The sequence below is a fragment of the Albimonas pacifica genome (assembly GCF_900113695.1).
GTDB lineage: Bacteria > Pseudomonadota > Alphaproteobacteria > Rhodobacterales > Rhodobacteraceae > Albimonas > Albimonas pacifica.
The window spans coordinates 242694-267620 of sequence record NZ_FOQH01000006.1 but is presented as its reverse complement, the minus strand read 5'-3'; the positions used below and the strand labels follow the sequence as shown (position 1 = coordinate 267620).

Annotated in this window: 18 protein-coding genes; 13 read left to right on the top strand and 5 right to left on the bottom strand. The window is 70.7% G+C overall.

Annotated elements, in window-relative coordinates:
* The first annotated feature begins 309 nt into the window (after positions 1-309).
* The 10 genes from BM064_RS14840 to BM064_RS14795 all read left to right on the top strand — a co-directional run bounded on the left by BM064_RS14840 (position 310) and on the right by BM064_RS14795 (position 11804).
* Complete coding sequence (locus BM064_RS14840; protein ID WP_092860602.1) at positions 310-819, top strand: hypothetical protein; 510 nt, start codon at positions 310-312, stop codon at positions 817-819.
* Positions 809-2617 carry a phage terminase large subunit family protein gene (locus tag BM064_RS14835; RefSeq protein ID WP_092860601.1) on the top strand — a complete coding sequence of 603 codons (1809 nt, stop codon included), beginning with the start codon at positions 809-811 and terminating at the stop codon, positions 2615-2617. Before BM064_RS14840 ends, BM064_RS14835 begins: the two co-directional genes overlap by 11 nt.
* Before the next feature lie 93 nt (positions 2618-2710).
* Positions 2711-2926 carry a ribbon-helix-helix protein, CopG family gene (locus BM064_RS14830; protein WP_092860599.1) on the top strand — a complete coding sequence of 72 codons (216 nt, stop codon included), beginning with the start codon at positions 2711-2713 and terminating at the stop codon, positions 2924-2926.
* Positions 2923-4578: an Eco57I restriction-modification methylase domain-containing protein gene (locus tag BM064_RS14825; protein ID WP_092860597.1), complete on the top strand. Its 1656-nt coding sequence runs from the start codon at positions 2923-2925 to the stop codon at positions 4576-4578. Before BM064_RS14830 ends, BM064_RS14825 begins: the two co-directional genes overlap by 4 nt.
* Positions 4571-5509: a BsuBI/PstI family type II restriction endonuclease gene (locus tag BM064_RS14820; RefSeq protein ID WP_092860595.1), complete on the top strand. Its 939-nt coding sequence runs from the start codon at positions 4571-4573 to the stop codon at positions 5507-5509. The genes BM064_RS14825 and BM064_RS14820 overlap by 8 nt, the downstream gene beginning before the upstream one ends.
* Before the next feature lie 109 nt (positions 5510-5618).
* A complete protein-coding gene (locus BM064_RS14815) occupies positions 5619-7031 on the top strand; it encodes a phage portal protein (protein WP_092860593.1) in 1413 nt (470 codons plus the stop codon).
* Entirely contained in the window at positions 7024-8835 is a 1812-nt protein-coding gene (locus BM064_RS14810) for a prohead protease/major capsid protein fusion protein (RefSeq protein ID WP_092860591.1), read from the top strand. The genes BM064_RS14815 and BM064_RS14810 overlap by 8 nt, the downstream gene beginning before the upstream one ends.
* Positions 8835-9044: a phage head-tail joining protein gene (locus BM064_RS14805; RefSeq protein WP_092860589.1), complete on the top strand. Its 210-nt coding sequence runs from the start codon at positions 8835-8837 to the stop codon at positions 9042-9044. The genes BM064_RS14810 and BM064_RS14805 overlap by 1 nt, the downstream gene beginning before the upstream one ends.
* Before the next feature lies 1 nt (position 9045).
* Positions 9046-9390 (top strand): DUF2190 family protein, encoded by a 345-nt coding sequence (locus tag BM064_RS14800; RefSeq protein WP_092860587.1) that lies wholly within the window; start codon positions 9046-9048, stop codon positions 9388-9390.
* A 110-nt stretch (positions 9391-9500) separates the two neighbouring features.
* A complete protein-coding gene (locus BM064_RS14795; RefSeq protein ID WP_143103342.1) occupies positions 9501-11804 on the top strand; it encodes a hypothetical protein in 2304 nt (767 codons plus the stop codon).
* Positions 11805-12285: 481 nt separating this feature from the next.
* On the opposite strand, the gene BM064_RS14790 is transcribed toward BM064_RS14795, so the two are convergent.
* Positions 12286-13071, bottom strand: a complete 786-nt coding sequence (locus BM064_RS14790) for an enoyl-CoA hydratase/isomerase family protein (RefSeq protein ID WP_092860583.1) — start codon at positions 13069-13071, stop codon at positions 12286-12288.
* A gap of 219 nt (positions 13072-13290) precedes the next feature.
* On the opposite strand from BM064_RS14790, the gene BM064_RS14785 reads away from it, so the two are divergent.
* Together BM064_RS14785 and BM064_RS14780 are read left to right on the top strand one after the other, a co-directional pair.
* Positions 13291-14133: a formate/nitrite transporter family protein gene (locus tag BM064_RS14785; protein ID WP_092860581.1), complete on the top strand. Its 843-nt coding sequence runs from the start codon at positions 13291-13293 to the stop codon at positions 14131-14133.
* Positions 14134-14330: 197 nt separating this feature from the next.
* The gene (locus BM064_RS14780) at positions 14331-15257 is read left to right on the top strand and encodes a prephenate dehydrogenase (protein WP_218161047.1); all 927 of its coding nucleotides are present in this window, start codon (positions 14331-14333) and stop codon (positions 15255-15257) included.
* Between the two features lie 617 nt (positions 15258-15874).
* Here BM064_RS14780 and BM064_RS14775 read toward each other — a convergent pair.
* From BM064_RS14775 to BM064_RS14760, 4 genes are all read right to left on the bottom strand, one after another.
* Entirely contained in the window at positions 15875-19951 is a 4077-nt protein-coding gene (locus tag BM064_RS14775) for an error-prone DNA polymerase (RefSeq protein ID WP_092860579.1), read from the bottom strand.
* A gap of 182 nt (positions 19952-20133) precedes the next feature.
* Positions 20134-20973: an enoyl-CoA hydratase-related protein gene (locus BM064_RS14770; protein WP_092860577.1), complete on the bottom strand. Its 840-nt coding sequence runs from the start codon at positions 20971-20973 to the stop codon at positions 20134-20136.
* A gap of 177 nt (positions 20974-21150) precedes the next feature.
* Positions 21151-21624, bottom strand: a complete 474-nt coding sequence (locus BM064_RS14765; protein ID WP_092860575.1) for a cytochrome c-type biogenesis protein — start codon at positions 21622-21624, stop codon at positions 21151-21153.
* Positions 21621-23597 carry a heme lyase CcmF/NrfE family subunit gene (locus tag BM064_RS14760; protein ID WP_092860573.1) on the bottom strand — a complete coding sequence of 659 codons (1977 nt, stop codon included), beginning with the start codon at positions 23595-23597 and terminating at the stop codon, positions 21621-21623. Before BM064_RS14760 ends, BM064_RS14765 begins: the two co-directional genes overlap by 4 nt.
* A gap of 282 nt (positions 23598-23879) precedes the next feature.
* Between BM064_RS14760 and BM064_RS14755 the strand changes: the two genes are divergently transcribed.
* Positions 23880-24827 (top strand): homocysteine S-methyltransferase family protein, encoded by a 948-nt coding sequence (locus BM064_RS14755; RefSeq protein ID WP_177236270.1) that lies wholly within the window; start codon positions 23880-23882, stop codon positions 24825-24827.
* Positions 24828-24927: the final 100 nt, after the last annotated feature.

The following is a 24927-nucleotide window of genomic DNA, read 5'->3' as shown; positions in this document are numbered from 1 at the left end:
CCATTGAAAGTGTTGAGATGACGCACTTGGCTTCAACCTTTTTGATAAGGGGGAAATCCCTCTCCCCCTTCTTCATCCCGTTCCCCCTATTGAAAAGGATGGCGGGGGAGGTGCGTCATCCCAACACTTTCAAGGACTTGCACCGGAAACCCCGTCATTCCTGCGTCACCGCTGCGTCATTCGAGGCGCCGAGCGTACCCGCCCGAGGCGCGGTCAAGCCGGAAGGATCGGGAACGCGGCGGTTCCTCCCGGGCCGATCCGTATGTGGGGACCCGCAGCGCATAAGCCCGCCAGCGTCAGGGGGCTGATATGACTAAACTCGACAGCCATGAGACCAAGACCGCCTTCGCCGCCCGCGTCGGTCTGACCAAGGGGCGCATCTCGCAGCTGGTGGCCGAGGGGCTGCCGGTGCGCGCGGACGGGCGGATCGACGTAGCGGTGGGGCTCGCCTGGATCGAGGACAACCTCGACCCCGCCCGGCGCAACAAGGGTGGCACTGCCATCCCGGCACGCGCCGCGACCACGCTGGCCGAGGCCAAGCGGCTGCATGAGATCGTCAAGGTCCAACGCGCCAAGCTGGCGTTCGAGCGTGAACAGGGCCAGCTGGTCGAAACCGCCGCCGCCACCAGGACCGTGTTCGCGCGCGCCCGTGCCGAACGCGACGCGCACATGGCGTGGGTGCAGCGCACGGCGCCGCTGCTGGCGGCCGAGCTTGGCGCCGATCCCCGCGCCACTTTCGCCGCGCTCGACCGGATGATGCGCGAGCATCTCGAACATCTGGCCGACCTGCCGCTCGGGAGCTTCGGTGATGGTGCCTGACATCGACCTCGCCTGGCGGCGCGGCATCCGCCCCGAACCGCCGATCCCGGTCTCGGACTGGGCCAACCGGCATCGCATCCTGCCGCCCACATCTGCGGAACCGGGCCGCTGGCGCACCGACCGCACGCCCCACCTGCGCGCGGTGATGGACGCGCTCTCAACAGCCAGCCCCTACGAGCGCGTCGTGCTGATGAAGGGCGCGCAGACGGGCGGCTCCGAGGCGGGGCTGAACTGGCTCGGCTACATCATCCAGAACGCGCCCGGCATCGCCATGCTGGTGATGCCCTCGCTCGACATGGTGCGCCGGAACACCACCGTGCGCATCGACCCGCTGATCGAGGCGACGCCGGCGCTCCGCGAACTGGTCGCTGCGCCCCGCTCGCGCGACGCCGGGAACAGCCTGTTCCGCAAGTCCTTCCCCGGCGGCCAGCTGGTGATGACCGGGGCGAACAGCGCGGTGGGGCTGCGATCCACGCCCGTCCGCTACCTGTTCCTCGACGAGGTGGACGGCTATCCGGGCGACGCCGATGGCGAGGGCGATCCGGTCGATCTCGCGATCCAGCGCACGGCCACCTTCCGCGGGCGGCGCAAGATCTACATGGTCTCCACGCCAACGCTGAAGGGCCATTCCCGCATCGAGGCCGCCTTCGAGCATAGCGACCAGCGCTTCTACCACGTCCCTTGCCTGCATTGCGGCGACATGGCGCCGATCGCCTGGGCGCGCATCCGCTGGCCCGAGGGGCGGCGCGACCAGGCGCATCTGGTCTGCGAGGCCTGCGGCGGCGTCCACCACGAGCACGAGAAACCCCGCCTGCTGGCGGCAGGAGAATGGCGCGCGACCGCCGAAGGCGACGGCCGCACCGCGGGTTTCCACCTCTCCGCGCTCTATTCCCCGTGGGAGACATGGGCCGAGATCGCCGCCGAACACGGCCGCGTCCGCAAGGATCCCGCCCGCCTGCAGGTCTGGGTCAACACCAAGCTGGGCGAATCCTGGGAGGACCAGGCGGGCGACACCGTGCCAGCCGACCCGCTGATGGCGCGGCGCGAGGACTGGGGCGAGGCGCTGCCCGCCTCCGTCGCCGTGCTGACCGCCGGCGTCGACGTGCAGGGCGACCGGGTCGAGGTGCAGATCCTCGGCTGGGGCCGCGACGAGGAGGCGTGGGTGATCGACTACCGCGTGCTCTGGGGCGACCCGTCCGGCCCGCGGCTCTGGTCCGATCTCGACATGGTGCTGCAGGCGACGTTCCCGCATCCCGCGGGGCTCGATCTGCCCGTGCGCGCGGCGGCCATCGACACCGGCGGCCACCACACCAAGATGGCCTACGAGTTCTGCCGCACCCGCCTCGCCCGCCGCATCTGGGCGATCAAGGGCCGCGGCGGGCCCGGCATTCCCGTCTGGCCACGCCGCCCGACGCGAACGAACAAGGGCAAGATCCCGCTGTTCATCGTCGGCGTGGATGCGGTGAAGGACGCCGTCTACGCCCGCCTGCGCCTGACCGAGCCCGGCCCCGGCGCGATCCACTTCCCCCGGCGCCTCGACGCCGACTACTTCCGCCAGCTGACCGCCGAGCGCGTGGTCACCCGCTTCGAGCGCGGCCGTCCGATCCGCTCCTGGCAACCCAAGCGCGACGGCGAGCGCAACGAGGCCCTCGACACCTTCGTCTACGCCCACGCCGCCCTGCACGGGCTGATCAGCATGGGGCTCAGACTGAACGAGGAGGTGGAGGGGGTGGCTGGCCAAGCTACGGCGCCAGCGCGCGAGGCAAATAGCGTGATCCGGTCGGCCTGGATGCGATGACGCAACAGGCCTAAGGCGATGAAACGTGCATCACTTTGTTGCGTCTCGATGCTGCAGAACATAACGTGATGGAAGGCCGAAGCGGAGTAATCGATGGCAGAGCGCCGTAAGAAAGCAACCAGGCTGACAGTCAGCATCGATGATGATGACTATGCCGTCCTGAATGCCATTGCGGCGAGGAGCGACGTTTCGCTCTCTTGGGTCATACGACAGGCAATTCACCGCTTCATTCAAGAGCACAGTGCCCATCCGGAGTTGCCGCTGACGCTTGCAGGGCAGGGCAACAAACGTGAAGGGTCAAAGGGATGAGTAAGCAGGAACCCAAGAAACGCGGTCGCAAGCCGAAGACTGGCTGCACCCAACTGACCCCGATGCCAGTACCCGATGCCGAAGAGCGCCCGACGGTGTATGCCGACCGTGTCGGCGAATGGTACGTGGCGCAGAAATCGGATGTCCACCGCAAGGGACACGGTCTCTATCTGACGCCGATCCTAGCCGCTGATTTCATGGCAGAGCAGATTCGAGCCGCTGGCGAAAGGCTCCGTCTCCTCGACCCGGCCGCCGGTGCGGGTATCCTCGCTTGTGCGGCCGTGGAAGAGCTTGTCTCACGCACGGCGAAACCGGCGGCCATCGAACTGGTTGCGTACGAGGTTGATGCCGAGCTGATCGCGCCGCTGCGTGCTGTGCTCGATTACCTTGTGGAATGGTGCAGTAGCGACCATGACGTGGCACTGAAGATCCGGATCGAGGTCAAGGATTTCATCCTAGCTCATGCCGAGGCGCTTCGCCTTTTTGGTGGCCTAATTCCCTACGATGGCGATGACAGCGATTTCGATGTCGTGATTTCCAACCCGCCCTATTTCAAGATTAGCAAGGCCGATCCACGCGCCGTCGCCGCATCAAGCGTCGTTCATGGGCAGCCCAACATCTACGGCCTTTTCATGGCAGTTAGCGCGGCCATCCTGAAGCCTGACGGGGACTTTGTCTTCATCGTACCGCGCAGCTTCGCGTCGGGACCCTACTTTAGGCAGTTCCGGTCCGTGTTTTTTGACATGATCTGTCCCACGGAGGTGCACGTCTTCGGGTCACGCCGCGATGCGTTCAGTCGGGACGAGGTTCTACAGGAGAACATCATCTTTTCTGGTCTGCGGAACGACCACTGGCATGCGCGCCAGCCAGAGGCGACCTTGACAGTATCCTCCAGTCGCGGCGTCCGCGACATCAGCAAGCCCGATCGGCGAGTGCTGCCGATGCCAACAGCCCTCGACCTCACGACTGCCGACAGGGTCCTGCGTCTGCCTCTGACCGAAGAAGACGATGCGGTGCTAGCGTTGATTGATTGTTGGCCGAGCAACCTGCACGACCTCGGCCTGAATATCTCCACCGGCCCTGTAGTGCCCTTCCGCGCCACCGAGCTGATCAGCACGGACGGAGACGTGCCAACGACCCACGTTCCGCATCTGTGGATGAACCATGTAAAGCCCATGGCAGTGACTTGGCCGCTCGATCGCCACAAACCAGAATATATTAAACGATCAGGTGCCGAAGCTCTCCTTGTCCCCAACAAGAATTATGTGCTGTTGCGTCGTTTTAGCGCCAAAGAAGAAGCCCGGCGCCTGACGGCTGCCCCATACGTCGCGGCGCGCTTTGATATTCCCGAGGTCGGCTTCGAGAACCATCTCAATTACATTCATCGGCCGGCCGGTTCGCTAACCGAAGACGAAGCTTGGGGCCTCGCGGCTCTCTACAACAGTCGGCTCCTCGACACATACTTCCGCGCCGTGAACGGCAACACGCAGGTCAGCGCGACCGAGCTGCGAGCAATGCCCCTGCCGCCGCGTGACACCATCATCGCGCTTGGGCGGAGGGTGAAGAACCTCCCCGACCCGCTCGACGGGCTCGACGACCTTGTGATGCGGCTGGTTGCCCATCCAGAGATGAAGGAGGCAGCCGTTGGCTAGCGTTGAAGAAGCCCAGGATATCCTCAAAGCCCTCGGGATGCCGCCCGCCCAATACAATCAGATGTCCGGCATGACGCTGATCGCGCTGTGCGGTCTGACCCCGGACAAACCGTGGTCGGATGCCAAGAGGGACCGCTGCACCGTGACCAAGGGCGTGATGGACTATCTGCGGGAGCACTACGGGACAGAGTATGCACCGAACACCCGTGAGACCTTCCGGCGCCAAGTCCTGCATCAGTTCGTGCAGGGGCGTATCGCCGACTACAATCCCTTCGACCCGGATCTGCCAACGAACAGTCCACGCGCCCACTACGCCATCACCGAAGCTGCCCTTGAGGCAGTTCGCCTCTACGGCACCAAGGGCTGGGAATCGGCAGTGGACAAGTTCAAGCGCGAGCAGGGTGCACTTGTCGAACGTTATGACCGCGAACGAAACCACAACATGGTCCCGATCAGGCTTCCTGACGGGCAAGAACTCCAGCTCTCGCCTGGCAAACACAATGAGGTTCAGAAAGCTATTGTAGAAGACTTTGCTCCTCGATTTTCTCCTGGCGCAAACCTCCTCTACCTCGGCGATACCGCCAAAAAGAACCTCTTTGTTGACAAGGACGGTCTTGCACGCCTAGGCATCCCCATTACTGACCACGACAAGTTGCCAGACGTGGTACTGTATGACAGCAAGCGGAACTGGCTGTTTCTTGTCGAGGCCGTTACCTCGCATGGCCCTATGTCGCCAAAGCGCATCGTCGAACTTGAGGAAATGCTGAAGCGTTGTGACGTCGGTCCAGTCTATGTCAGCGCGTTCCCAGATTTCGCCGAGTTCCGAAAGCACATGAAGGCCATTGCTTGGGAAACGGAAGTCTGGCTCAGCGATACGCCAGACCATATGATACATTACAACGGAGATCGCTTCTTGGGTCCAAGAAGTTAGCGATTTGGCTTTGGCCATTCCGCATTCTGTGCTGGTGGTCAACTAGCAACAAAAGATTCCCAATCTCTCTGAATAGCCATTCCATTGTCGCCGCGCGAAAATCGGTGGCATGCGGACCTTCCTCCATCGCCTTCTCGGCCTCGCGCGCGCTCGCGGCTTCGACGCTGCGGGTGGCGGGCGGCGTTGGGAGGGGGCGCGGACGGTCGACGGGCTGAACGCAGCGATCCTGGCGGGCGCGACCACGGCGGCGCGGCGGGCCGGGTGGTATGCGCGCAACAACCCGTGGGTCGCGGCGGCGGTGGACAGCCTGGTCGGCAATGTCGTCGGCGCCGGGATCAAGCCGCAGTCCACCCATCCTGACAGGGTGGTGCGCGAGCGGCTGCAGGCGCTCTGGCTGCGCTGGACAGATTACGCCGCCCCGGATGGGCTTGCGGATTTCTACGGGCTGCAGGCCATGGCCGTGCGCGCGATGGTCGAGAGCGGCGAGAGCTTCGCCCGGCTGCGCGTCGAAAGCGACGCCGCCGCCATTCCTCTCCACCTCGAGCTTCTGGATCGCGAGCAGGTTCCCATGGACCTGCACCGCGAGATCGGCGGCGGGGCGCGGATCCGCGCGGGCATCGAGTTCGATGCCGCGGGTCGCCGGGTCGCCACCTGGGTCTTGTCCTCCCGCCCGGGCGATCCGCTGGGGTCTCTCCGCATGGACCCGCTCCGCGTTCCTGCCGCCGATTGCCTGCACCTGTTCAAGCCGCTCGCGGCGGGCCAGCTGCGCGGCATCACCTGGCTCGCACCGGTGCTGCTCAGGCTGCACGAACTCGACCAGTTCGAGGATGCGGCCCTTGTGAAGGCCAAGGTCGCGGCCCTGTTCACCGGCTTCATCACCGATCCGGACGGCACGGCGGGCGGGCTCTCGGGCACCAACACCGGCGGCGCGCTGACAGTGGGCATGGAGCCCGGTAGCCTGATCCCGCTGCCGCCTGGCACGGACATCCGGTTTTCCAATCCGACCGAGCACGACGCCTACGCCCCCTTCGTGAAGAACCATCTGCGCGCCGTCGCGGCCGGGCTGGGCCTGCCCTACGAGTTGGTCTCGGGCGACCTCGAAGGCGTCACCTATTCCTCGATCCGCGCCGGGCTCATCGAGTTCCGCCGCCGCGTCGAGCAGCTGCAGCACAACGTGGTGGTGCATCTGTTCTGCCGGCCGGTCTGGGAGCGGTTCGTGCGGCTGGCGGTGCTGACCGGCGATCTGCCCGCGCGCGACTTCGACCGGAACCCGGACGCCTATCTCGGCTGCGAATGGCTGCCGCCGAAGTTCGACTACGTCGATCCGATGAAGGACGTGCAGGCCGAGATCATGGCGATCGGCGCGGGGCTCAAGAGCCGGTCCCAGGCGATCTCCGAGCGCGGCTACGACGCCGAACAGGTGGATGCCGAGATTGCCGCCGACCGCGAGCGCGCCGAGGGGCTGGGGCTCTCCTTCGGGCAGACGGCCGGGCCGCAGCAGAAGGAGGCCGCCGATGGCTGACACACAGGAATTGCTCACCCGCCGCGCGACGCTTGCGCCCGCGACCGCCGATCCGGAAGCCCGCACCGTCGAGGTGGTCTGGTCCACCGGCGCGCCCGTACGCCGCCGCGACATGGCCGGGCAATACATCGAGCGGCTCAGCCTCGCGCCCGAGGCGGTGGACCTGTCGCGCCTCGAAGGCGCCAGCGTCCTCGATGCACACCGCCAGACTGCCGTGCGCGACGTTCTGGGTTCCGTCCGCAGCGCCGCCGTCGACGGCAAGCGCGGCACGGCGCTCATCCAGTTCTCGGCCCGGCCCGAGGTGGAGCCGGTCTGGCAGGACGTGCTGGCGGGCATCCTGCGCCACGTCTCGGTCGGCTACTCGGTCGAGGACTGGGCCGAGACCGCTGAGAACGGCGCGCGCGTGCTGACCGCGGTGCGCTGGACTCCTCACGAGATTTCCCTGGTGCCGACGCCCGCCGACCCCGGCGCCCACATTCGCATGGAGATAGAGATGACCGAGACGACCACCCGAGAGGCCGCCGACACGGCGCCCACCACCGAGACCCGCGCCGCAGCGAATGCCGAGATCCGATCCATCGCCCGCATCGCCGGGCTCGACCAGACGTGGATCGACAGCCAGATCGACGGCGGCGCTGATCCCGACACCGCCCGCCGCGCGGCCTTCGAGGCGCTTGCCAATCGCAGCGCGCCCGCGATCCGCACCGAACAGGTCCGCGTCGATATGGGCGAAAGCCAGGACGACCCCTCCCTCCGCGCCCGGCAGATGGGCGAGGCGCTCTATGCCCGGATCAACCCGCGCCACGAGCTCTCCGAGCCCGCCCGCCGCTACGCCTATGCGACCCCTGTCGACATGGCGAAGGAACTGCTGACGCTCCGCGGCGAGTCCACCATGGCGCTGTCGCCCGCGAGCCTCGTGACCCGTGCGCTGCACACCACCTCGGACTTCCCGATCATCCTCGGGGACACGGTGGGCCGCGTCCTGCGCGACGCCTACCAGGCCGCGCCCTCAGGCATCCGCCGCCTCGGCCGCCAGACCACGGCACGGGACTTCCGTGCGGTGAACAAGATCATGCTGGGTGAGGCGCCGCTGCTGGAGAAGCTGAACGAGCACGGCGAGATCAAGGCCGGGACCATGGCCGAGGCGCGGGAGGCCTACAAGGTCGAGACCTGGGCGCGGAAGATCGGCATCACCCGGCAGGTGCTGGTGAACGACGACCTCGGCGCCTTCGCGGACCTCGCCCGCCGCATGGGCCAGGCCGCGGCCGAGACCGAAGCGCGGATCCTCGTCACCCTTCTCGAGGCGGGCAGTGGGAACGGGCCGACCATGTCGGACGGCAAGACGCTGTTCCACGCCGATCACGGCAACAAGGCGGGCACCGGCGCGGCCATCTCGGACGCCACCCTCTCGGCCGCCCGGCTGGCGCTGCGCACCCAGAAGGGCATCGAGGATCGCACGATCCGCGTGACGCCGCGCAACCTGCTGGTGCCGCCAGCACTGGAGACCACGGCCGAGAAGTGGCTGGCCAGCATCGCACCGGCGACGGCGGCTGACGTGAACCCGTTCTCGGGCTCGCTGTCGCTGGTGGTCGAGCCGCGCCTGTCCTCGGCCACGCGCTGGTACGTCACCGCGGATCCCGGCGAGATCGATGGCCTGGAATTCGCCTATCTCTCGGGCGCGGAAGGCCCGCAGGTCGAGAGCCGTTCGGGCTGGGATGTCGATGGCGTGGAGATCCGGGTGATCCTCGATTTCGGAGCCGGGTTCATCGACCATCGCGGCTGGTTCATGAATGCGGGCGCGTGATGGCCGACCTCGTCCAGCTCACCGTCTGGCGCGACGCCCTGATGGCCGCGCGCTACCGGGGCGTCCGCACCGTCGAATACGACGGCAAGCGCGTCACCTACGCGAGCGACGGCGAGATGGCCGCCGCGCTCGCGGACCTCAACCGGCAGATCACAGGGGCGACCGACCGAATCTCGGTCGTCCGCATCCAATCCTCGAAAGGGCTCTGAGATGAAGAACTACCTCCAGAACGGCCACATCGTCCGCGTCACCACGCCCGCGGGCGGCATCGCCTCGGGCGACGCGCTGATCGTCGGCAGCATCTTCGGCATCGCCGCCTACTCCTCGGCCGAGGGCGACCCGGTCGAGCTCTCCACCACAGGCGTGTTCCAGCTGCCGAAGGCCAGCGCGGCGGTACTCGCGGTCGGCGCGCGGGTGGCGTGGGACAACACGGCGAAGGCAGTGACCACCCCGGCCGCGGGGCGCTTTCCCATCGGCGTCGCGGTCGAGGCCGCCGGGAGCGGCATCACAAGCGTCGCGGTGCGGCTCGACGGCGTCGCGACGGCGGCGGCGTGAGGATCAGTATCTCGCAGATCAGTCGTTGTTCCGCGTTGTTCCGCTGCCATTGACGGACATCCTTCGGGGTGATATCCAGATCGGGCACCGGAACAACACGGAACAACGCTATGCCCCACCAGCTCTATACAGCATCAAAGTCACGCTCGAATCGCCCAGGGTGGTCGGTGACTTTTCGGCACCCCCTCCGCAATGACGCAAGAGGTAAGCCGGGCCTCAAAATGCGTCGTGGTCTCGGCACGACCGACGAGGCTGAGGCCGACCAGCTTGTTGCCGAAATGAATACCCTTCTTTCTGATTCATCTTGGTGGAACGCGGCCAAGCGTGCCGAGGCGGAGCGCAAGTTCTCGGTCGTTGTTGTCGGCGCCTTCTATGACGAAATCCAGGCCGGTCGCGACGACCCGGAAGCATTGCGTGAAGCGCTTATCCCACTGCCTGGCATGTCCGACGGATACTCGCGGGTGATGTTCGTGGGAACGACAGGCGCCGGGAAAACCTCTCTGCTGCGTCACCTGATCGGATCGGATCCGGACAGAGACCGCTTCCCATCAACAGCTCCGGCGAAAACGACCATCGCGGATATCGAGATCGTCCAAGCCGACGGAGATTACGAAGCCGTAGTCACCTTTTTCAGCGAGTTCCAGACCCAGGCAAGCATCGAGGAGTGCATCGTCGATGCCTGCCTCGCCGCGTATGAGGACGCGCCGATAGAGAAGGTGGCCGACAGATTTCTGAACCACCGCGATCAAAAGTTCCGGCTGAGCTATGTGTTGGGCGGCTGGCGAAAGGAAGTGGACAACGCTGAATCTGATGACAGTGAGGATGATTTCTCTTTCGACGGCGAAGGGCCGGTAGACGTCGCCGAAGAAGAGGCCGAACTGCCTGATACTGAGAGGGCCAAAAACCACGAGGTACTGCGCGGTTTCATCGACCGAGTGGTTCGGCTGAAGGAGAGGGTTGCAGGCCGGTTGTCCGCGGACCTAGGCATTGACGCACGGAAGCCTGAGGGTCCTGACCGTGAGGCAGCTGAGCAACTGATCGAGGAGAATCTTGAGGCCTACGTCATCGCCGACGAGGGCTTCCACGAACTCGTTCAGGATGTGCTAGACGCCGTTCGGTCGCGGTTCGACCTGATAGACTCAGGGGAAATCGATCGGCACCGCTCGGGCTGGCCGAGGCTTTGGACTCTGCGCACGGGCGACCGGGACGAATTTGTGCGGCAGATCCGTTGGTTCTCAAGCAACTTCTGGCCCCAGTTCGGGCGTCTCCTCACGCCCCTCGTATGTGGAATACGTGTTAAGGGCCCACTGTTCCCCACGTTCACCGATAAGGTACCGCGGCTCGTCCTAGTCGACGGTGAGGGCCTCGGCCACACGCCGGACACTGCGTCTAGCGTGACGACGCGAGTCACAAAACGGTTCGAGCAAGTGGACGTGATCCTTCTCGTCGACAACGCGAAACAGCCGATGCAACCGGCACCATTATCTGTTCTCAAGGCTGTTGCTGCGAGCGGGCACAATGCGAAACTAGCGGTCGCCTTCACCCACTTCGATCATATCAAGGGGAACAATCTACGGACGTCTGGCGACAAGCGGGCCCATGTAATGGCGTCGGTTTTGAATGCCCTTTCCAGCCTCCAAGACGTGCTCGGAGCCCCAGTCGTCAGAAGCGTTGAGCACGGCATCGACGATAGGTGCTTTATGCTTGGCGGCATCGACCAGACGCTAGCGCGTCTGCCGGCACGCGCGGCCGATTATATGCGTGGAGAGCTGGCGCGTCTGGTCGATTTCTGTGAGCGCGCGATCCTACCCCCACCCCCACCAAAGGCGGGACCTGTCTATGACCCCACGGGCGTCTCCTTTGCCGTGAGGGAAGCCGTCACCAAGTTCCAAGGCCCTTGGGGAGCCAGGCTCGGACAGGGAAGGCCCTACGAAGGCATTGGCAGGGAGCACTGGACCAGGGTTAAAGCACTGAACCGGCGCATCGCCGGAGAGTTGAGTGACGAATATGATAGACTACGCCCGGTAGCTGACCTGGTCGCCCGCCTCACGGAGTCCGTGTCGCGCTTTCTCGATGAGCCAATCGAATGGGAAGGTGATGCGGACGACGAAGAGGAAAGACAGGCCGCAATAGCGCGCATTCGTCGTGCAGTGTCAGCAGCAGTGCACGAACTTGCCAAGCGTCGACTGGTGGAAGAGCATCTGGGCGAGTGGCGTACGGCCTATGACTATCGGGGGGCCGGCTCAACTTTCGAGCGGGCTCGGGCAATCCACCGGATCTGCAACGAGGCTGCGCCAATGCCGGATGCCGTGATGCCGCCACCCTCGAAGCAGTTCCTCATCGAGGTGCGTCGAATTGTGAACGGAGCAATTGAGGCCAACGGCGGGCACGTACGCTTGAGCGACGTAGCCTAATCCTGATGTCGGCGCCGACTCGCGGAGATTGGCAGGCTCCCGGTCGGCGCCATTCGTTGACACGGGGCGTCGGGGTTTTGTTGACACAGTGTTGACACGGGCGCGGAACGCAAAAAGCCTCCCGTTTGGGAGGCTCTTAAGCGGCTGTATTCTTTGGGGATTTTGGTTGCGGGGGCAGGATTTGAACCTGCGACCTTCAGGTTATGAGACAGACGGTCCGCCCCGGGGCGGCGGCAGGTCCGGGCGCGCCCCTCGCCGCCGCGCCGCGGACGGGACCTCGGGATCGTCGCCACGCCCGACGCGGCGCCTGGCGCCGCGGCCGCCCCCGGGGGGCGGCAGGTCAGGAGACCGACCGCCCGCCCCGGGGCGGCGGCAGGTCCGGGCGCGAGCCTCGCCGCCGCGCCGCGGGCGAGCGCCCGGGGTCTTCGCCACGCCCGACGCGGCGCCTCCGACCCGGGGGCCGGGGGCGCCGCGGGCGGGCTCAGCGGCCCTTGAAGTTGGGCAGCTCGCGCGCCGCGGTGGCGCGCACGCCCTCGGCGAAGTCCTCGGTGTGGCGCAGCTCCTCCTGCACCGCGAGCTCCCGCGCGGTCGCCTTCTTCACCGCCTCGGCCAGGCCCTGGCGCAGGGTCTCGCGGGTGGTGTCGAGGCCCAGCGGCGAGTTCTCGGCGATCTCCCGCGCGAGGTCCCAGGCGACCTTGCGCTCCTCGCCCACGGGAGCCAGCACGTCGGCCAGGCCCCATTCCACCGCCTCGTCGCCCTTCACCCGGCGCGAGGTGTAGAACATCAGCCAGGCGCGCTGCTGGCCGATGGCGCGCGGCAGCACGTGGGTCAGGCCGAAGCCCGGGTGGAAGCCCAGCCGGGTGAAGTTGGCCGCGAAGCGCGAGGCCTCCGAGCAGACCCGGAAATCCGCCGACATCGCCAGCCCCAGCCCGCCGCCGATGGCCGCGCCGTGCACGGCGGCCACGATCGGCTTGCGGCAGGCGAAGATCCGCGTCGCCTCCTCGTAGAGGTTGCCCACGCCCAGCCGGTCGACCGCGTCGTCGTCCTCGCCCGAGGAGGAGAAATCCGCGCCTGCGCAGAACGCCTTGCCGTTGGCGCACAGCACCACCGAGCGGCACTCGGGGTCCTTGTCGAGCGCTTCGAGCGTGTCGGCGATCTGCTTGATCAGGTTGAAGTCGAAGAAGTTCAGCGGCGGGCGCTGGATCTCGATGGTGGCGACGAAATCCTTCAGCTCGATGCCGAGCTCGGGCTGCGAATAGGCGGTCATGGCGTCTCCTCTCCTGCCGGCGCGCGGGGCGCGGCGGATCGGGGCCGCCGTCCGCCCGGGCCGGTTCGCCGGCGACCTTACGGCCGGCAGGTCGGGGATGCCAGAGGGCGCGCGCGGGACCGTCCGCGGCGTCGCGGCGGCCTCGCCGCGCCGCCCGCGCGCGCCATATCGCCCTCGAGGGGGTCCCGTCCGCGGGCCCGCGCCCGCAGGAGCCCGCCGATGAGCCAAGCCGAAGCCGAGGACGAAACCGAGGACGAGATCCACCTCGACCGCCAGGAGCGCCAGCTGGTCGAGGAGCATTCCGAGGTGCCCTCGGAAGTGGTCTACGAAGCCATCCGCCGCGCCGGGCTGCACGAGCTCGACCGCCCGGTCTCGGGCCTGTGGTGGTCGGGGGTGGCGGCGGGGATCGCGCTGAGCCTGTCGGTGCTGGCCGAGGGGGCGCTGCACAGCCTGCTGCCCGACCAGCCCTGGCGCCCGCTGGTGGCGGCCTTCGGCTATTCGATCGGCTTCCTGGTGGTGGTGCAGGCGCGCATGCAGCTGTTCACCGAGAACACCATCACCCCGATCCTGCCGGTGTTCCTCAACCCCGGCTGGACGGTGCTGGGCCGGCTGCTGCGGTTGTGGGCGGTGGTGCTGGCGGCCAATCTCGCCGGCTGCGCGGTGGCGGCCGGGGTGATGAGCCTTCCGGAGGTGGTCTCGGCCGAGATCGCGCAGGGCGTGCACGAGATCGCCACCGGCTATGCCGAGCTGACCGCCGCCGAGCAGTTCCTGCGCGGCATCCCCGCGGGCTTCATGATCGCGGCGATGGTCTGGATCCTGCCCCGCCAGGACGGCGCGGGGGAGATCCTGGTGATCGTGCTGCTGACCTGGACGATCGCGGCGACGGAGATGTCGCACGTGGTCGCGGGCTCGACCAAGCTGTTCCTGCTGGCCTTCGCGGGCGAGCTGGAGCTGGGAGCGGCGCTGCTCGACGACACCGCGCCGGCGCTGGCGGGCAATGTGCTGGGGGGCACGGGGATCTTCTCGGCGCTGGCCTATGCGCAGGTGCGCGAGCGGGTCTGAGGCGCGCGCGGCGCTTGACGGCGGCGCGCGGAACGGGTCTAGGAGGGCGCATGACGACCTCCGCCGCCCGCTTCGCTTCGGTCTATCGCCCGCTGCCCTAGGCAGCGGAGCTCGTCGTCGTGCTCGCCGCCGCCTTCGCGCCAGCGGTCGAGCTCCAGCCCTTCCCGACCCCTGGCCCCTCTTTCCGGACCAGGATCATGGACGCCCCCCTTCCCGTTGCGACCGCCCGCCGCCTGCCGGCGGGGCCCGCCCCTTCCGTCGACGCGCCGCCCGCCGATGCGCGCCCCGCCGATTCTCCCCCCGCCGATGCGCGCCCCGTCGATGCGCGCCCTGTCGAGGCCTCTCGCCTCGACGCGCCGCCCGGCGACGCGCCCTCGGTCGCCCTCATCGGCTTCGGGGCCTTCGGACGGCTGCTCGCCGCCGCGCTGTCGCCCCACGCGCGGATCTCGGTGCTCGATCCCCGCGCCGGGGCCGAGGCGGCGCGGCTGGGCCATGCCGCGCTCGACCACCCGCGGCAGGCGACGGCGGAGATCGTGATCCTCGCAGTCCCCCTGCCGGCGCTGGAGGGGGCGTTGCGCGGGCTCGCCCCGCACCTGCGGCCGGGGCAGCTGGTGGTGGACGTGTGCTCGGTGAAGGAGGAGCCCGCCCGCCTGATGCGCGAGCTCCTGCCCGAGGGGGTGGAGCTGCTGGCCAGCCACCCGATGTTCGGCCCCGCCAGCGCGCGCGACGGCATGGCGGGGCGCCAGGTGGTGCTGTGCCCGCTGCGGGGCCGGCGCTGGCGGCGGCTGGCGGCGTTCCTGCGCGGGCGACTGGGGCTGGAGGTGATCGTGACCACGCCCGAGGCGCATGACCGCGAGGCGGCGCTGACCCAGGGCCTGACCCACCTTCTGGCCCGCGCGGTGGCGAGCCTCGAGGGCGTCTCGCGCGACGCCGCCCGCCCGCGGCCCCGCCCCCGGATCCGCACCCGCAGCTTCGAGCTGATCGCCGAGGCGCTGGCGATGGTCGCCGACGACGCGCCCGAGGTCTACGAGGCGGTCACCCGCGCCAACCGCCACGTGCCCCCCCTGCGCGAGGCGCTGCTGCGCGCCCTCTCCGCCGAGCCGCCCCCCGACCCGGGCCGCTGACCCGCCCGCCCGCCGCCCCCGCACGACGTCCCGCCGCCTTCGGGCAACCGCCGGCCGCGCGCCGCTCACCGCCTGCCCACCCCCGGCCCACCGCCGGCCGCTCCTTCCTTCGCCCGCCTCCCTCCCTTCGGCGCCGCCCACGCGCCCGCCTCGCCGCGCGGGCCGCCCCCCTGCTCCGCCCCCTGCCCCGTCCCGCGCCCCGCCGTCCGCCCCGCCTGCCCCGCCCGCCTCCACCCGTCGTCGCGGAGCGCCGCCCGCCCCACGTCCGCCTCACGCGCCCCGGGGAGCGCCTGTTCTCCGGAGCCGTCTCTCGCGGATGCCGAAAAGAGCGACTCGTCCGAAGGGGTCAAGGATCGCGCAGCGACCCCGCGAAGCGGGGCTTGTCCTTGACCCCTTCGGGCGAGTCGCTCAGGCATCCATCAGCGAGAGACGGATCCGGAGGACAGGCGCGGGCGCTTTGTTCTTGGGTGAGTCAGGAGCCCGCCGGACGCTCCCCCGCCAGCCGCTCCCTCGTCTCCTGTCCCCCCATGCGCGCGCCAGCCAAGCCCGCCCGCAGGGCGCCTGTAGTCCGCTGGCCAATGCGTCGTCGCCCTCGGCCCCGCCGACACCTTGGGGCCTCAATGGAAGTCGCGGGACGGAAAGAGCTTCCGGGCCTGGTGGCGCGGGTGGCGGGCGGGAGAGCCGGGGCTGGGGGCGTCGCGGCGCGGGTCGCGGGGCGGCGCGGCGGCCTTGCCGCGGGCGGCGCCGTGGACCGGGCGGCGGACCTCGTCGACGGGCCCGGCGGGGTCGGGCATGTCGCGCGCCCCGCGGGCGAGGTCGTCGAGCATCGGCGAGAGGTCCTCGATGGTCTCGGCCACCACGTGGATCACCGCGCCGTCGCGCTGCATCCGCCCCGTGACCCGCAGCAGCCGGCCGGCGATGACCTGGCGGCGGAAGGTCTCGTAGACGCGGGCCCAGACCACGATGTTGGCGACCCCCGTCTCGTCCTCGAGCGTGATGAAGATCACGCCCCCCGCGCTGCCCGGGCGCTGGCGCACGATCACCAGCCCCGCCACCGAGACGCGCGCCTTCTCGGGCGGCGCCTCGAGCTGGGCGGCGGTCAGGCAGGCGGGCGGGCGCGGCCAGGGGGCGCCGGCGCGGCCGTCGAGCGTGAGGGCCCCGGGCGGGGTCAGGCGCGCGCGCAGCAGGGCCACGGGGTGGGCGCGCAGGGTCAGGCGGGCGGCGACGTAGTCCTCGACCACCTCCTCGCCCTCGGTCATCGGGGGGAGGGGGGTGGGCGGCTCCTCGATCCCCTCGCCTTCCAGCAGGCCCGCGAAGAGCGGCAGCGGATCGCCGCCGGGCACGGCCCTGGCCTGCCACAGCGCCTGGCGGCGGTCGAGACCGAGCGCCGCGAAGGCGTCGGCCTCGGCCAGCGTGGCGAGCGTCGAGGCGGCCAGCCCCGCCTTGCGCCACAGGTCGTCGACCGAGCGGTAGCCGTTGCCCCGCGCGCCGGTCAGCCACAGGGCGTCCTCCTCCTTCATCGCGCGCAGCTGGCGGAAGCCGAGCCGGAGCGCCAGCCCGCCGGTGGAGCGGGGATCGGGCTCGAGCGTATTGTCCCAGTATGAGGCGTTCACGCAGACCGGCCGCACCGCGACCCCGTGGGCGCGGGCGTCGCGCACGATCTGGGCGGGGGCGTAGAAGCCCATGGGCTGCGAGTTCAGCAGCGCGCAGGCGAAGGCCGCGGGGTGGCGGCGCTTGATCCAGGCCGAGGCGTAGACCAGCAGGGCGAAGGAGGCGGCGTGGCTTTCCGGGAACCCGTATTCGCCGAAGCCCTCGATCTGGGAGAAGCAGCGCTCGGCGAACCCGGCCTCGTAGCCGTTGCGGGCCATGCCGGCGAGGAAGCGGTCCCGGAAATTGTGGATCGTGCCGGACTTGCGGAAGGTCGCCAGCGCCCGGCGCAGGAGGTCGGCCTCCTCCGGGGAGAAGCCCGCGCCGATGATGGCGATCTGCATCGCCTGCTCCTGGAAGAGCGGCACGCCGAGGGTCTTGCCCAGCACCTTGCCGAGTTCGTCGGAGGGGAAGGAGACCTGCTCCTCCCCCCGCCTTCGGCGCAGGTAGGGGTGGACCATGTCGCCCTGGATGGGGCCGGGGCGGACGATGGCGACCTCGATCACCAGGTCGTAGAAGCAGCGCGGGCGCATCCGCGGCAGGAAGTTCATCTGCGCGCGGCTCTCGACCTGGAAGACGCCGATGCTGTCGGCCTCGCACAGCATGTCGTAGACGGCGGGGTCCTCGGGGGGGAGGGTGGCGAGGCTCCAGCGCTCGCCGGCGTGGCGCTCGATCAGCTCGAAGGCCTTGCGGATGCAGGTGAGCATCCCCAGCGAGAGGACGTCGACCTTCAGGATGCCCAGCGCGTCGATGTCGTCCTTGTCCCACTCGATGACCGTGCGGTCCTCCATGGCGGCGTTCTCGATGGGGACCAGTTCGTCGAGCCGCCCCTTGGTGATGATGAAGCCGCCGACGTGCTGGGAGAGGTGCCTCGGAAAACCGATCAGCTCGGCGACCAGCTCGAGGGTGCGGCGCAGGCGCGGCTCGGTGGGGTCGAGGCCGATCTCGCGGATTCTTTCTTCGCGGATGGATTCCGACGACCAGCCCCAGATCTGGGAGGCGAGGGCGTTGATGGCGTCGGCCGAGAGGCCCATGGCCTTGCCGACCTCGCGCACCGCCCGGCGGGCGCGGTAGTGGATCACGGTCGCGCAGAGGCCGGCGCGGTGGCGGCCGTAGCGCTGGTAGATGTGCTGGATGACCTCCTCGCGGCGCTCGTGCTCGAAGTCGACGTCGATGTCGGGGGGCTCGTCGCGGGCCTCGGAGACGAAGCGCTCGAAGACCATCGAGGCGACCTCGGGGCCGATGGCGGTGACGCGCAGGGCGTAGCAGACGATGGAGTTGGCGGCCGAGCCGCGGCCCTGGCAGAGGATGCCGCGGGACTCGGCGAAGGCCACCAGGTCGCGGACCGTCAGGAAATAGGGCGCGTAGTTCAGGCGCGAGATCAGGGCGAGCTCGTGGGCCGCCTGGTCGCGCACCCGCGCGGGCACGCCGTCGGGGTAGCGGGCGCGCAGGCCCTCGGCGGTCAGACGCTCGAGCCGGGCCTGGGGGTCTTCGCCGCCGGCGACCTCGTCGGGGTATTCGTAGCGCAGCTCGTCGAGGGAGAAGCGGCAGCGTTCGGCGATCTCCCGGGCGCGGGCCAGGGCGTCGGGGTGGTCGGCGAAGAGGCGGCGCAGTTCGGGTTCGGCGCGCAGGCGACGCTCGGCGTTGGGCTGGGCGCGGCGGCCGAGCTGGTCGATCGTGGTCCCCTCGCGGATGCAGGCGAGCACGTCGGCGAGGCGGCGGCGGGCGCCGACGTGCATGATCGGGGCGGCGGAGGCGACCATGGGGGCGCCGGCGGCCCCGGCCAGCCTCGCCAGCGCGGCGAAGCGGGCGGCGTCGCGGCCGTCGTAGGCCGGCGCGGCCAGCACGAAGACCTGGCCGGGGAGGCGGCGCGTCCACCGTCGCAAGGTCCGCAAGGTCCCGCCCGCGCCGCGCGGCGGGCGCGGCGCCGGCTGGCGGGCGGACGCGGGCCGGCCGGATGCGGCGGCGGTCGGCAGGCGCTCGGCCGCGGCCTGCGGCGCGCCGGGGGACGGGGCGGGGGCGTGGGCCGCGGGCGCGGCTCGCCCGGGGGGGCCGGGGGGAGCGGCCTGCGGCGGGGCGGCGGGGGCCCGGCGGGCCGCGGGGCGCGCGTCTGCGGCGGGAGAACGGGCGTCGGGCGAGGGGGCGGCAGGGGGCGAGCTGCGGGCGGCAGGGGGCGAGCTGCGGGCGGCGGGCGCGGTGGCAGACGCGGGCGAGGGGGCGGAGGCGGGGGCGCCGGGGTCGAGGTCCTCGGGGTCGGCCTCGGGCGAGGGGCGCCACAGCAGGATCAGCCCCTCGGCATGGTCGACGACGTCGGCGGGGTCGAGCCAGCACTCGCCCTTCGGCGCCCGGCGCTTGCCCAGCGTCAGCAGGCGGGTCAGGCGCGCCCAGGCGGGGCGGTCGGTGGGCAGGGCCACCAGCTCCTGCCCGTCGCGCAGGACCAGCAGCGCGCCGGGGATCAGGCGAGGCAGCGTCAGCGGGGCCACGGGGGCGAAGACCGGCGGCTCGGGCTTGGTGGGCCCGTCGGGCGTGTCGTGGCCGAGCGGGCGGGGCGGAGCGGGAGCATGGCCGGGATCCGCGAGGGCTGCGTCCAGGGACGTCTCGGGGGCCCCCTCGGGCGGCGCGCCTGGGGTCGCGCCTGGGGTCGCCTCCGGGGCCGCGTCCCGTTCCCCTGCCCCGGAGGCGGCGGGGCGAGGGCCGGGCCGGCCGGCGGCGCGGGCGGCGGCGAGGCGCAGGGCCTCCTGGCGGCGGGCGTGGTCCTGGGCGCTGTCGTCATGGGCGTCGCGCGCGTCCCCCTCGCGGCGGGCGAGAGCGCGGGCGACCACGTCGCCATGGCCGATGCGGTCGGTGGCGCGCACCGCGCCCAGCCCCGCGCGGGCGAGGTCCCGCAAGGCCTGGTGCGCGCGCACCACCCCGGCCACCGAGTTGCGGTCCGCCACCGCCAGCGCCGACAGGCCCAGGGCCGCGGCTTCGCGGGCGAACTCCTCGGGGTGGGAGGCGCCTTCGAGAAAGCTGAAGTTGGTGGTGACGTGAAGCTCGGGGATCGGCATCTCTGCGGGACGGCTGCCAGGGGCTGCGGGGGAGTCGGGGCCGGAGGCCTCCGCCCAGAATATTCCCCTTTTGTTCTCTTTTCCATCCGCGTGCGACCCTCTCCCGCAGGCCGCAGGCCGGCGCCGCGCGGAGGGGGGTCGATCCCCCCTTCGCACGGCCCGTGGACCGCTCGCGCGGGGGGTCAGCGGCCCTCGAACCGGGCGGGGCGGCCCTCGGCCTCGGCGAGCGCGGCGGAGAGGAAGTCGCGGGTGCGGCCGGCCTGGGCCTGGAGGTCGGCCTCGCGCTCCAGCTGCTCGGACCAGGAGAGCTCGAGGCCCGAGCGCAGCGCCTCGCGCGTCAGGCGGTGGCCCTGGGTGGGGCCGGAGGCGAGGGCGCGGGCGCGGGCCTCGATCCGCTCGGCGAAGGCGGCGTCGGGGACGGCCTCCCAGATCAGGCCCCAGTCGGCGGCCTGGCGGGCGGAGATCGGCTCGCCCAGCATCGCGAGGCCGCGGGCGCGGGCGGGGCCGACCAGGCGCGGCAGCCAGAACGACAGGCCCGCGTCGGGGATCACGCCGACGCGCGAGGAGGTGACGGCGAAGCTCGCGCCCTCGGCCGCCACCGCGACGTCGGCGGCGAGGACCAGCGCCAGCCCCGCGCCGGCGGCGACCCCGTTGACGGCGGCGAGGATGGGCAGCGGCGAGGCGGCCATCGCCTCCAGCAGGGGGCGGGTCTCCTCGCGCATGGTGCGGCCGAGGTCGAGTTCGCGGATCCGCGGCGCGTCGCCGAGCGCGTGGCCCGCGCAGAACGCCTCGCCGAGCCCGGTCAGCACCACCGCGCGCGCCTCCGAGCCGGCGCGGCGCAGGGCGTGGATCAGGTCCGCCTTGGCCTGCGCGTCAAGGACGTTGAGCCGCTCGGGCCGCGCGAAGGCGAGGGTGGCCACGTCGTCGCGCAGGTCGTAGCGCAGCGTCTCGTAGGGGGAGCGGCCGGGGGCGTCGCCGCCCGGCGCGGCGGCCGCGAAGGCGGGCTGGGGGGCGGGGGTCATCGGCGGGGCCTCCGGCTGAATCGGGCGGAGGCCGGATGCGCGCCCCCGCCTTTCGCAGCTAGGGGGCGCGAGCGGCGGACGCAAGCGTCAGGGACGCCGGGCCGCATCCGGGCGCAGGCCCGCCCGCCTCAGGCCCCGCCCTGCTTCGGTCGCCGTCCTGCTTCAGGCCCGCCCGCCTCAGGCTCCGTCCTGCTTCATCAGGGCGTCGAGGCGGGCCTTCTCCTCGGCGGAGAGGGGGGCGGCCGTGGCGGCGGCCTCGGGGCGGGCGCGTCGGATCCAGAAGAAGGCGAGGACCCCGCCCCCGATCAGCAGCGCGGGCCCCCCGAACCACAGCACCGCGTTGCCCGCCGAGAAGGTGGGCTTGAGCAGCACGTATTCGCCGTAGCGCTCGACCAGATAGGCCTTCACCTCAGCGTCGCTGTCGCCGGCGACCAGCCGCTCGCGCACCAGCACCCGCAGGTCGCGGGCGAGGTCGGCGTTCGACTCGTCGATGCTCTCCGAGCGGCAGACCAGGCAGCGGATCTCGGCCGAGAGCGCGCGGGCCCGGGCTTCGAGCGCGGGGTCGGCCAGCACCTCGTCGGGCTGCACCGCGGGGGCGGCGAGCGGCGCCAGCAGGGCCAGCGCCAGCAGGAGGGGGCGGAGGGCCCTCATTCCGCGGGGACCGCGGCTGCGGGGGCGCGGCGGGCGGCGGCGCCGACCCGGTAGCGGCGGTCCGAGAGCGAGGTCAGCCCGCCGAGCGCCATCACCAGCGCCCCGATCCAGATCCAGTTGGCGAAGGGCTTCACGTAGATGCGCACCGCCCAGGCGCCGGCGCCGGCCTGCTGTCGGTCGCCCAGCACCACGTAGAGGTCGCGGGTCAGGCCCGCATCGATGGCGGCCTCGGTCGTGGGCATCCGCTGCACGGGGTAGAAGCGCTTCTCGGGGCGCAGGACGGCGACCTCCTCCCCGTCCCGGAAGACGGTGAAGGCGCCGCGCTCGATCGAGTAGTTGGGGCCCTGGGCGCGGTCGACCGCGTCGAAGCGGAAGGCGTAGCCGCCGGTCTCGACCGTCTCGCCGGGGTGCAGGGCGCGGACGGCCTCGGTCTCCCACGCGGTCAGGGAGGCGATGCCGAAGATGGTCAGCGCGAGGCCCGAGTGGGCGATGGCCTTGCCCCAGTCGGCCCGCGGCAGGCCCGACAGGCGCCGCCAGCGTCCGGGACGCGAGAGGCCCGCACGCTCCCAGATCTCGACGGCCACGCCGGCGAGGATCCAGACCGTCAGCGCGATGCCCACGGGCGCCAGCGCGCTGCGCCCGGTCTGCAGCGCCCAGACCAGGGCCGCGACGGCGAAGGCGAGCGCGGCCGCGGGCCAGAGGCGGCGGATCACCCGGCCCAGGCGCGCGCGCTTCCACGGCGCCAGCGCGCCGATGGGCAGCAGGACCGCGAGCGCGACCATGAAGGGCGTGAAGGCGAGATCGAAGAAGGGCGCCCCGACCGAGATGCGCCCGCCGTCCCAGGCCTCGCGGATCAGGGGCATCAGGGTCCCCAGCAGGACCACGGCGCAGGCGACGGTCAGCAGCAGGTTGTTGGCCACCAGCAGGGATTCGCGGCTGACCATGGCGAAGACCCCGCCCGGCGCCAGCTTCGGCGCCCGCCAGGCGTAGAGGGCGAGAGAGCCGCCCACGGCGACCACCAGGATCCCCAGCACCACCACCCCGCGGGTGGGGTCGGAAGCGAAGGCGTGGACCGAGGTCAGCAGGCCCGAGCGGACGATGAACGTGCCCAGCAGCGAGAGCGAAAAGCCCAGGATCGCCAGCAGGATGGTCCAGGATTTCAGGCTGTCGCGCTTCTCGACCACGATGGCGCAATGCAGGAGCGCGGCGGAGGCGAGCCAGGGCATGAACGAGGCGTTCTCCACCGGGTCCCAGAACCACCAGCCGCCCCAGCCGAGCTCGTAATAGGCCCAGTAGCTGCCCAGTGCGATGCCCACGGTCAGGAACATCCACGCGGTCAGCGCCCAGGGCCGCACCCAGCGCGCCCAGGCGGCGTCGACCCGGCCCTCGATCAGCGCGGCGACGGCGAAGGAATAGGCGGTCGAGAGGCCGACGTAGCCGAGGTAGAGGAACGGCGGGTGGAAGGCGAGGCCGGGGTCCTGCAGCAGCGGGTTCAGGTCGGCCCCGTCCAGCGGCGGCCGGGCCAGGCGCAGGAACGGGTTCGAGGTGAACAGCATGAAGCCCAGGAAGGCCGCCCCGATCGCGCCCTGCACCGCCAGGGTGCGGGCTTTCAGCGACTCGGGCAGGTTGCCGCCCAGCCCCGCGATCATCGCGCCGAAGAGGGTCAGCATCAGCGTCCACAGCAGGAGCGAGCCCTCGTGGTTCCCCCAGACGCCGGAGACCTTGTAGAGCATGGGCTTGGCGGAGTGCGAGTTCTCGGCCACCAGCGCCACCGAGAAGTCGGAGGTGACGAAGGCGACCGTCAGCGCGACGAAGGCCAGCAGGGTGAGGACGAAGGCGATGCCGGCCGCGGGCGTCGCCAGACGCATCCAGTCCGACCAGCCCTTGCCGGCGCCCACCAGCGGCACGACGGTCTGGGCGAGGCTCGCCACCAGGGCGAGGATCAGGGCGAAGTGGCCCAGTTCGGCGGTCATGGTCGGCCTCCCCCGATCGTATTCGGCGTCATGCACGCGTATCCCCGGACCATGCCGCGGACGGGCGGGTGGTGCAATTCAGGACCTCGCGAGGCCATCCCGCCATTGGTCGCGGCGCCCTTTTCGCCCGGCCCGGGCCGGTTTTTCCCCGGGCGCCCGCCGGGGCAATCGTTTTTGCGGAGTCCGGGCAACAGTCTTTGTCACGGCCCTGTCACGCGGCGAGGGCGAAACCGGAGGGGCGAGAGCGGCGATCCCCGCCGCTGCGCCATTCGAGGCAGACCGATGTTCGACCGCAGCTCCAGACTGCCGCAACTGACCGGCGCGCCCTTCCTGACGGATGCCGGCGTGGAGACCGATCTGATTTTCAACCGCGGCGTGCCGATCCGGGCCCTCGCCGCCCATACCCTGCTGCCCGACCCCGAGGGGCGCGCGGCGCTGGCCGACTATTTCCGCGGCTTCCTGGCGCTGGCCCGCGAGACGGGCTCGGGCTTCATCCTCGACGCGCCGACCTGGAAGGCCCACCCGTGCTGGAGCGCGGAGCTGGGCGAGGACGCCTCCGCCCTGCGCCGCGCCAACCACGAGGCGGTGGCCTTCGTCGCCGCCCTGCGCGACGAGTTCGCCGGGCGCGAGTCCTTCCCGATCCTGCTCAACGCCCCCGTCGGGCCGCGCGCCGGCGCCCGCGGGCGGCCGGGCGAGATGACCGCCTCGGAGGCGCGCGACTACCATTCCGTGCAGCTCGAGTGGCTGGCCGAGACCGACGTCGACATGGTCACCGCGACCACGCATGTCTCCTCGCAGGAGGCGACGGGCTTCTCGCGCGCGGCCTCCGACGCCTGGCTGCGCCACGTGATCAGCTTCACGGTGGAGAGCGACGGCCGCCTGCCCTCGGGCGAGACGCTGGCCGAGGCGATCCGCAAGGTCGACGTCGCGACCAACAAGGCCCCGGCCTACTTCATGGTGAACTGCGCCCATCCGGACCATTTCGCCGGCCGGCTGGAGGACGCGGACTGGGCGCGGCGGATCCGGGGCGTGCGCTGCGACGCCTCGCGCCGCCGCCGCGCCGGGGGCGAGGGCTGCGATCATGCCGGCGACGACGACCCGGAGGCCTTCGCCCGGCTCGCCGCGGAACTGAAGGCGCGGATGCCGTGGATGAACGTGTTCGGCGGCTGCTGCGGCTCGGACCTGCGCCACGTGACCGAGCTGGCCCGCGCGCTGCGGGTTCCCGCCTGAGGCGCTCCCGGTCCGCGCCGCGCGGGCGACGGGCCGTCGGCGCCCTCCCGGGCCGGGGGGGGGCGCCGAGGGTCCGTGCCACGGCGCCGACGCCCGGGGG

Bases quoted from the DNA above. Each gene is read 5' to 3' on its own strand.
- BM064_RS14840 (WP_092860602.1), top strand. From the start codon at position 310: ATGACTAAACTCGACAGCCATGAGACCAAGACCGCCTTCGCCGCCCGC.
- BM064_RS14835 (WP_092860601.1), top strand. From the start codon at position 809: ATGGTGCCTGACATCGACCTCGCCTGGCGGCGCGGCATCCGCCCCGAA.
- BM064_RS14830 (WP_092860599.1), top strand. From the start codon at position 2,711: ATGGCAGAGCGCCGTAAGAAAGCAACCAGGCTGACAGTCAGCATCGAT.
- BM064_RS14825 (WP_092860597.1), top strand. From the start codon at position 2,923: ATGAGTAAGCAGGAACCCAAGAAACGCGGTCGCAAGCCGAAGACTGGC.
- BM064_RS14815 (WP_092860593.1), top strand. From the start codon at position 5,619: ATGCGGACCTTCCTCCATCGCCTTCTCGGCCTCGCGCGCGCTCGCGGC.
- BM064_RS14810 (WP_092860591.1), top strand. From the start codon at position 7,024: ATGGCTGACACACAGGAATTGCTCACCCGCCGCGCGACGCTTGCGCCC.
- BM064_RS14805 (WP_092860589.1), top strand. From the start codon at position 8,835: ATGGCCGACCTCGTCCAGCTCACCGTCTGGCGCGACGCCCTGATGGCC.
- BM064_RS14800 (WP_092860587.1), top strand. From the start codon at position 9,046: ATGAAGAACTACCTCCAGAACGGCCACATCGTCCGCGTCACCACGCCC.
- BM064_RS14795 (WP_143103342.1), top strand. From the start codon at position 9,501: ATGCCCCACCAGCTCTATACAGCATCAAAGTCACGCTCGAATCGCCCA.
- BM064_RS14790 (WP_092860583.1), bottom strand. From the start codon at position 13,071: ATGACCGCCTATTCGCAGCCCGAGCTCGGCATCGAGCTGAAGGATTTC.
- BM064_RS14785 (WP_092860581.1), top strand. From the start codon at position 13,291: ATGAGCCAAGCCGAAGCCGAGGACGAAACCGAGGACGAGATCCACCTC.
- BM064_RS14780 (WP_218161047.1), top strand. From the start codon at position 14,331: ATGGACGCCCCCCTTCCCGTTGCGACCGCCCGCCGCCTGCCGGCGGGG.
- BM064_RS14775 (WP_092860579.1), bottom strand. From the start codon at position 19,951: ATGCCGATCCCCGAGCTTCACGTCACCACCAACTTCAGCTTTCTCGAA.
- BM064_RS14770 (WP_092860577.1), bottom strand. From the start codon at position 20,973: ATGACCCCCGCCCCCCAGCCCGCCTTCGCGGCCGCCGCGCCGGGCGGC.
- BM064_RS14765 (WP_092860575.1), bottom strand. From the start codon at position 21,624: ATGAGGGCCCTCCGCCCCCTCCTGCTGGCGCTGGCCCTGCTGGCGCCG.
- BM064_RS14760 (WP_092860573.1), bottom strand. From the start codon at position 23,597: ATGACCGCCGAACTGGGCCACTTCGCCCTGATCCTCGCCCTGGTGGCG.
- BM064_RS14755 (WP_177236270.1), top strand. From the start codon at position 23,880: ATGTTCGACCGCAGCTCCAGACTGCCGCAACTGACCGGCGCGCCCTTC.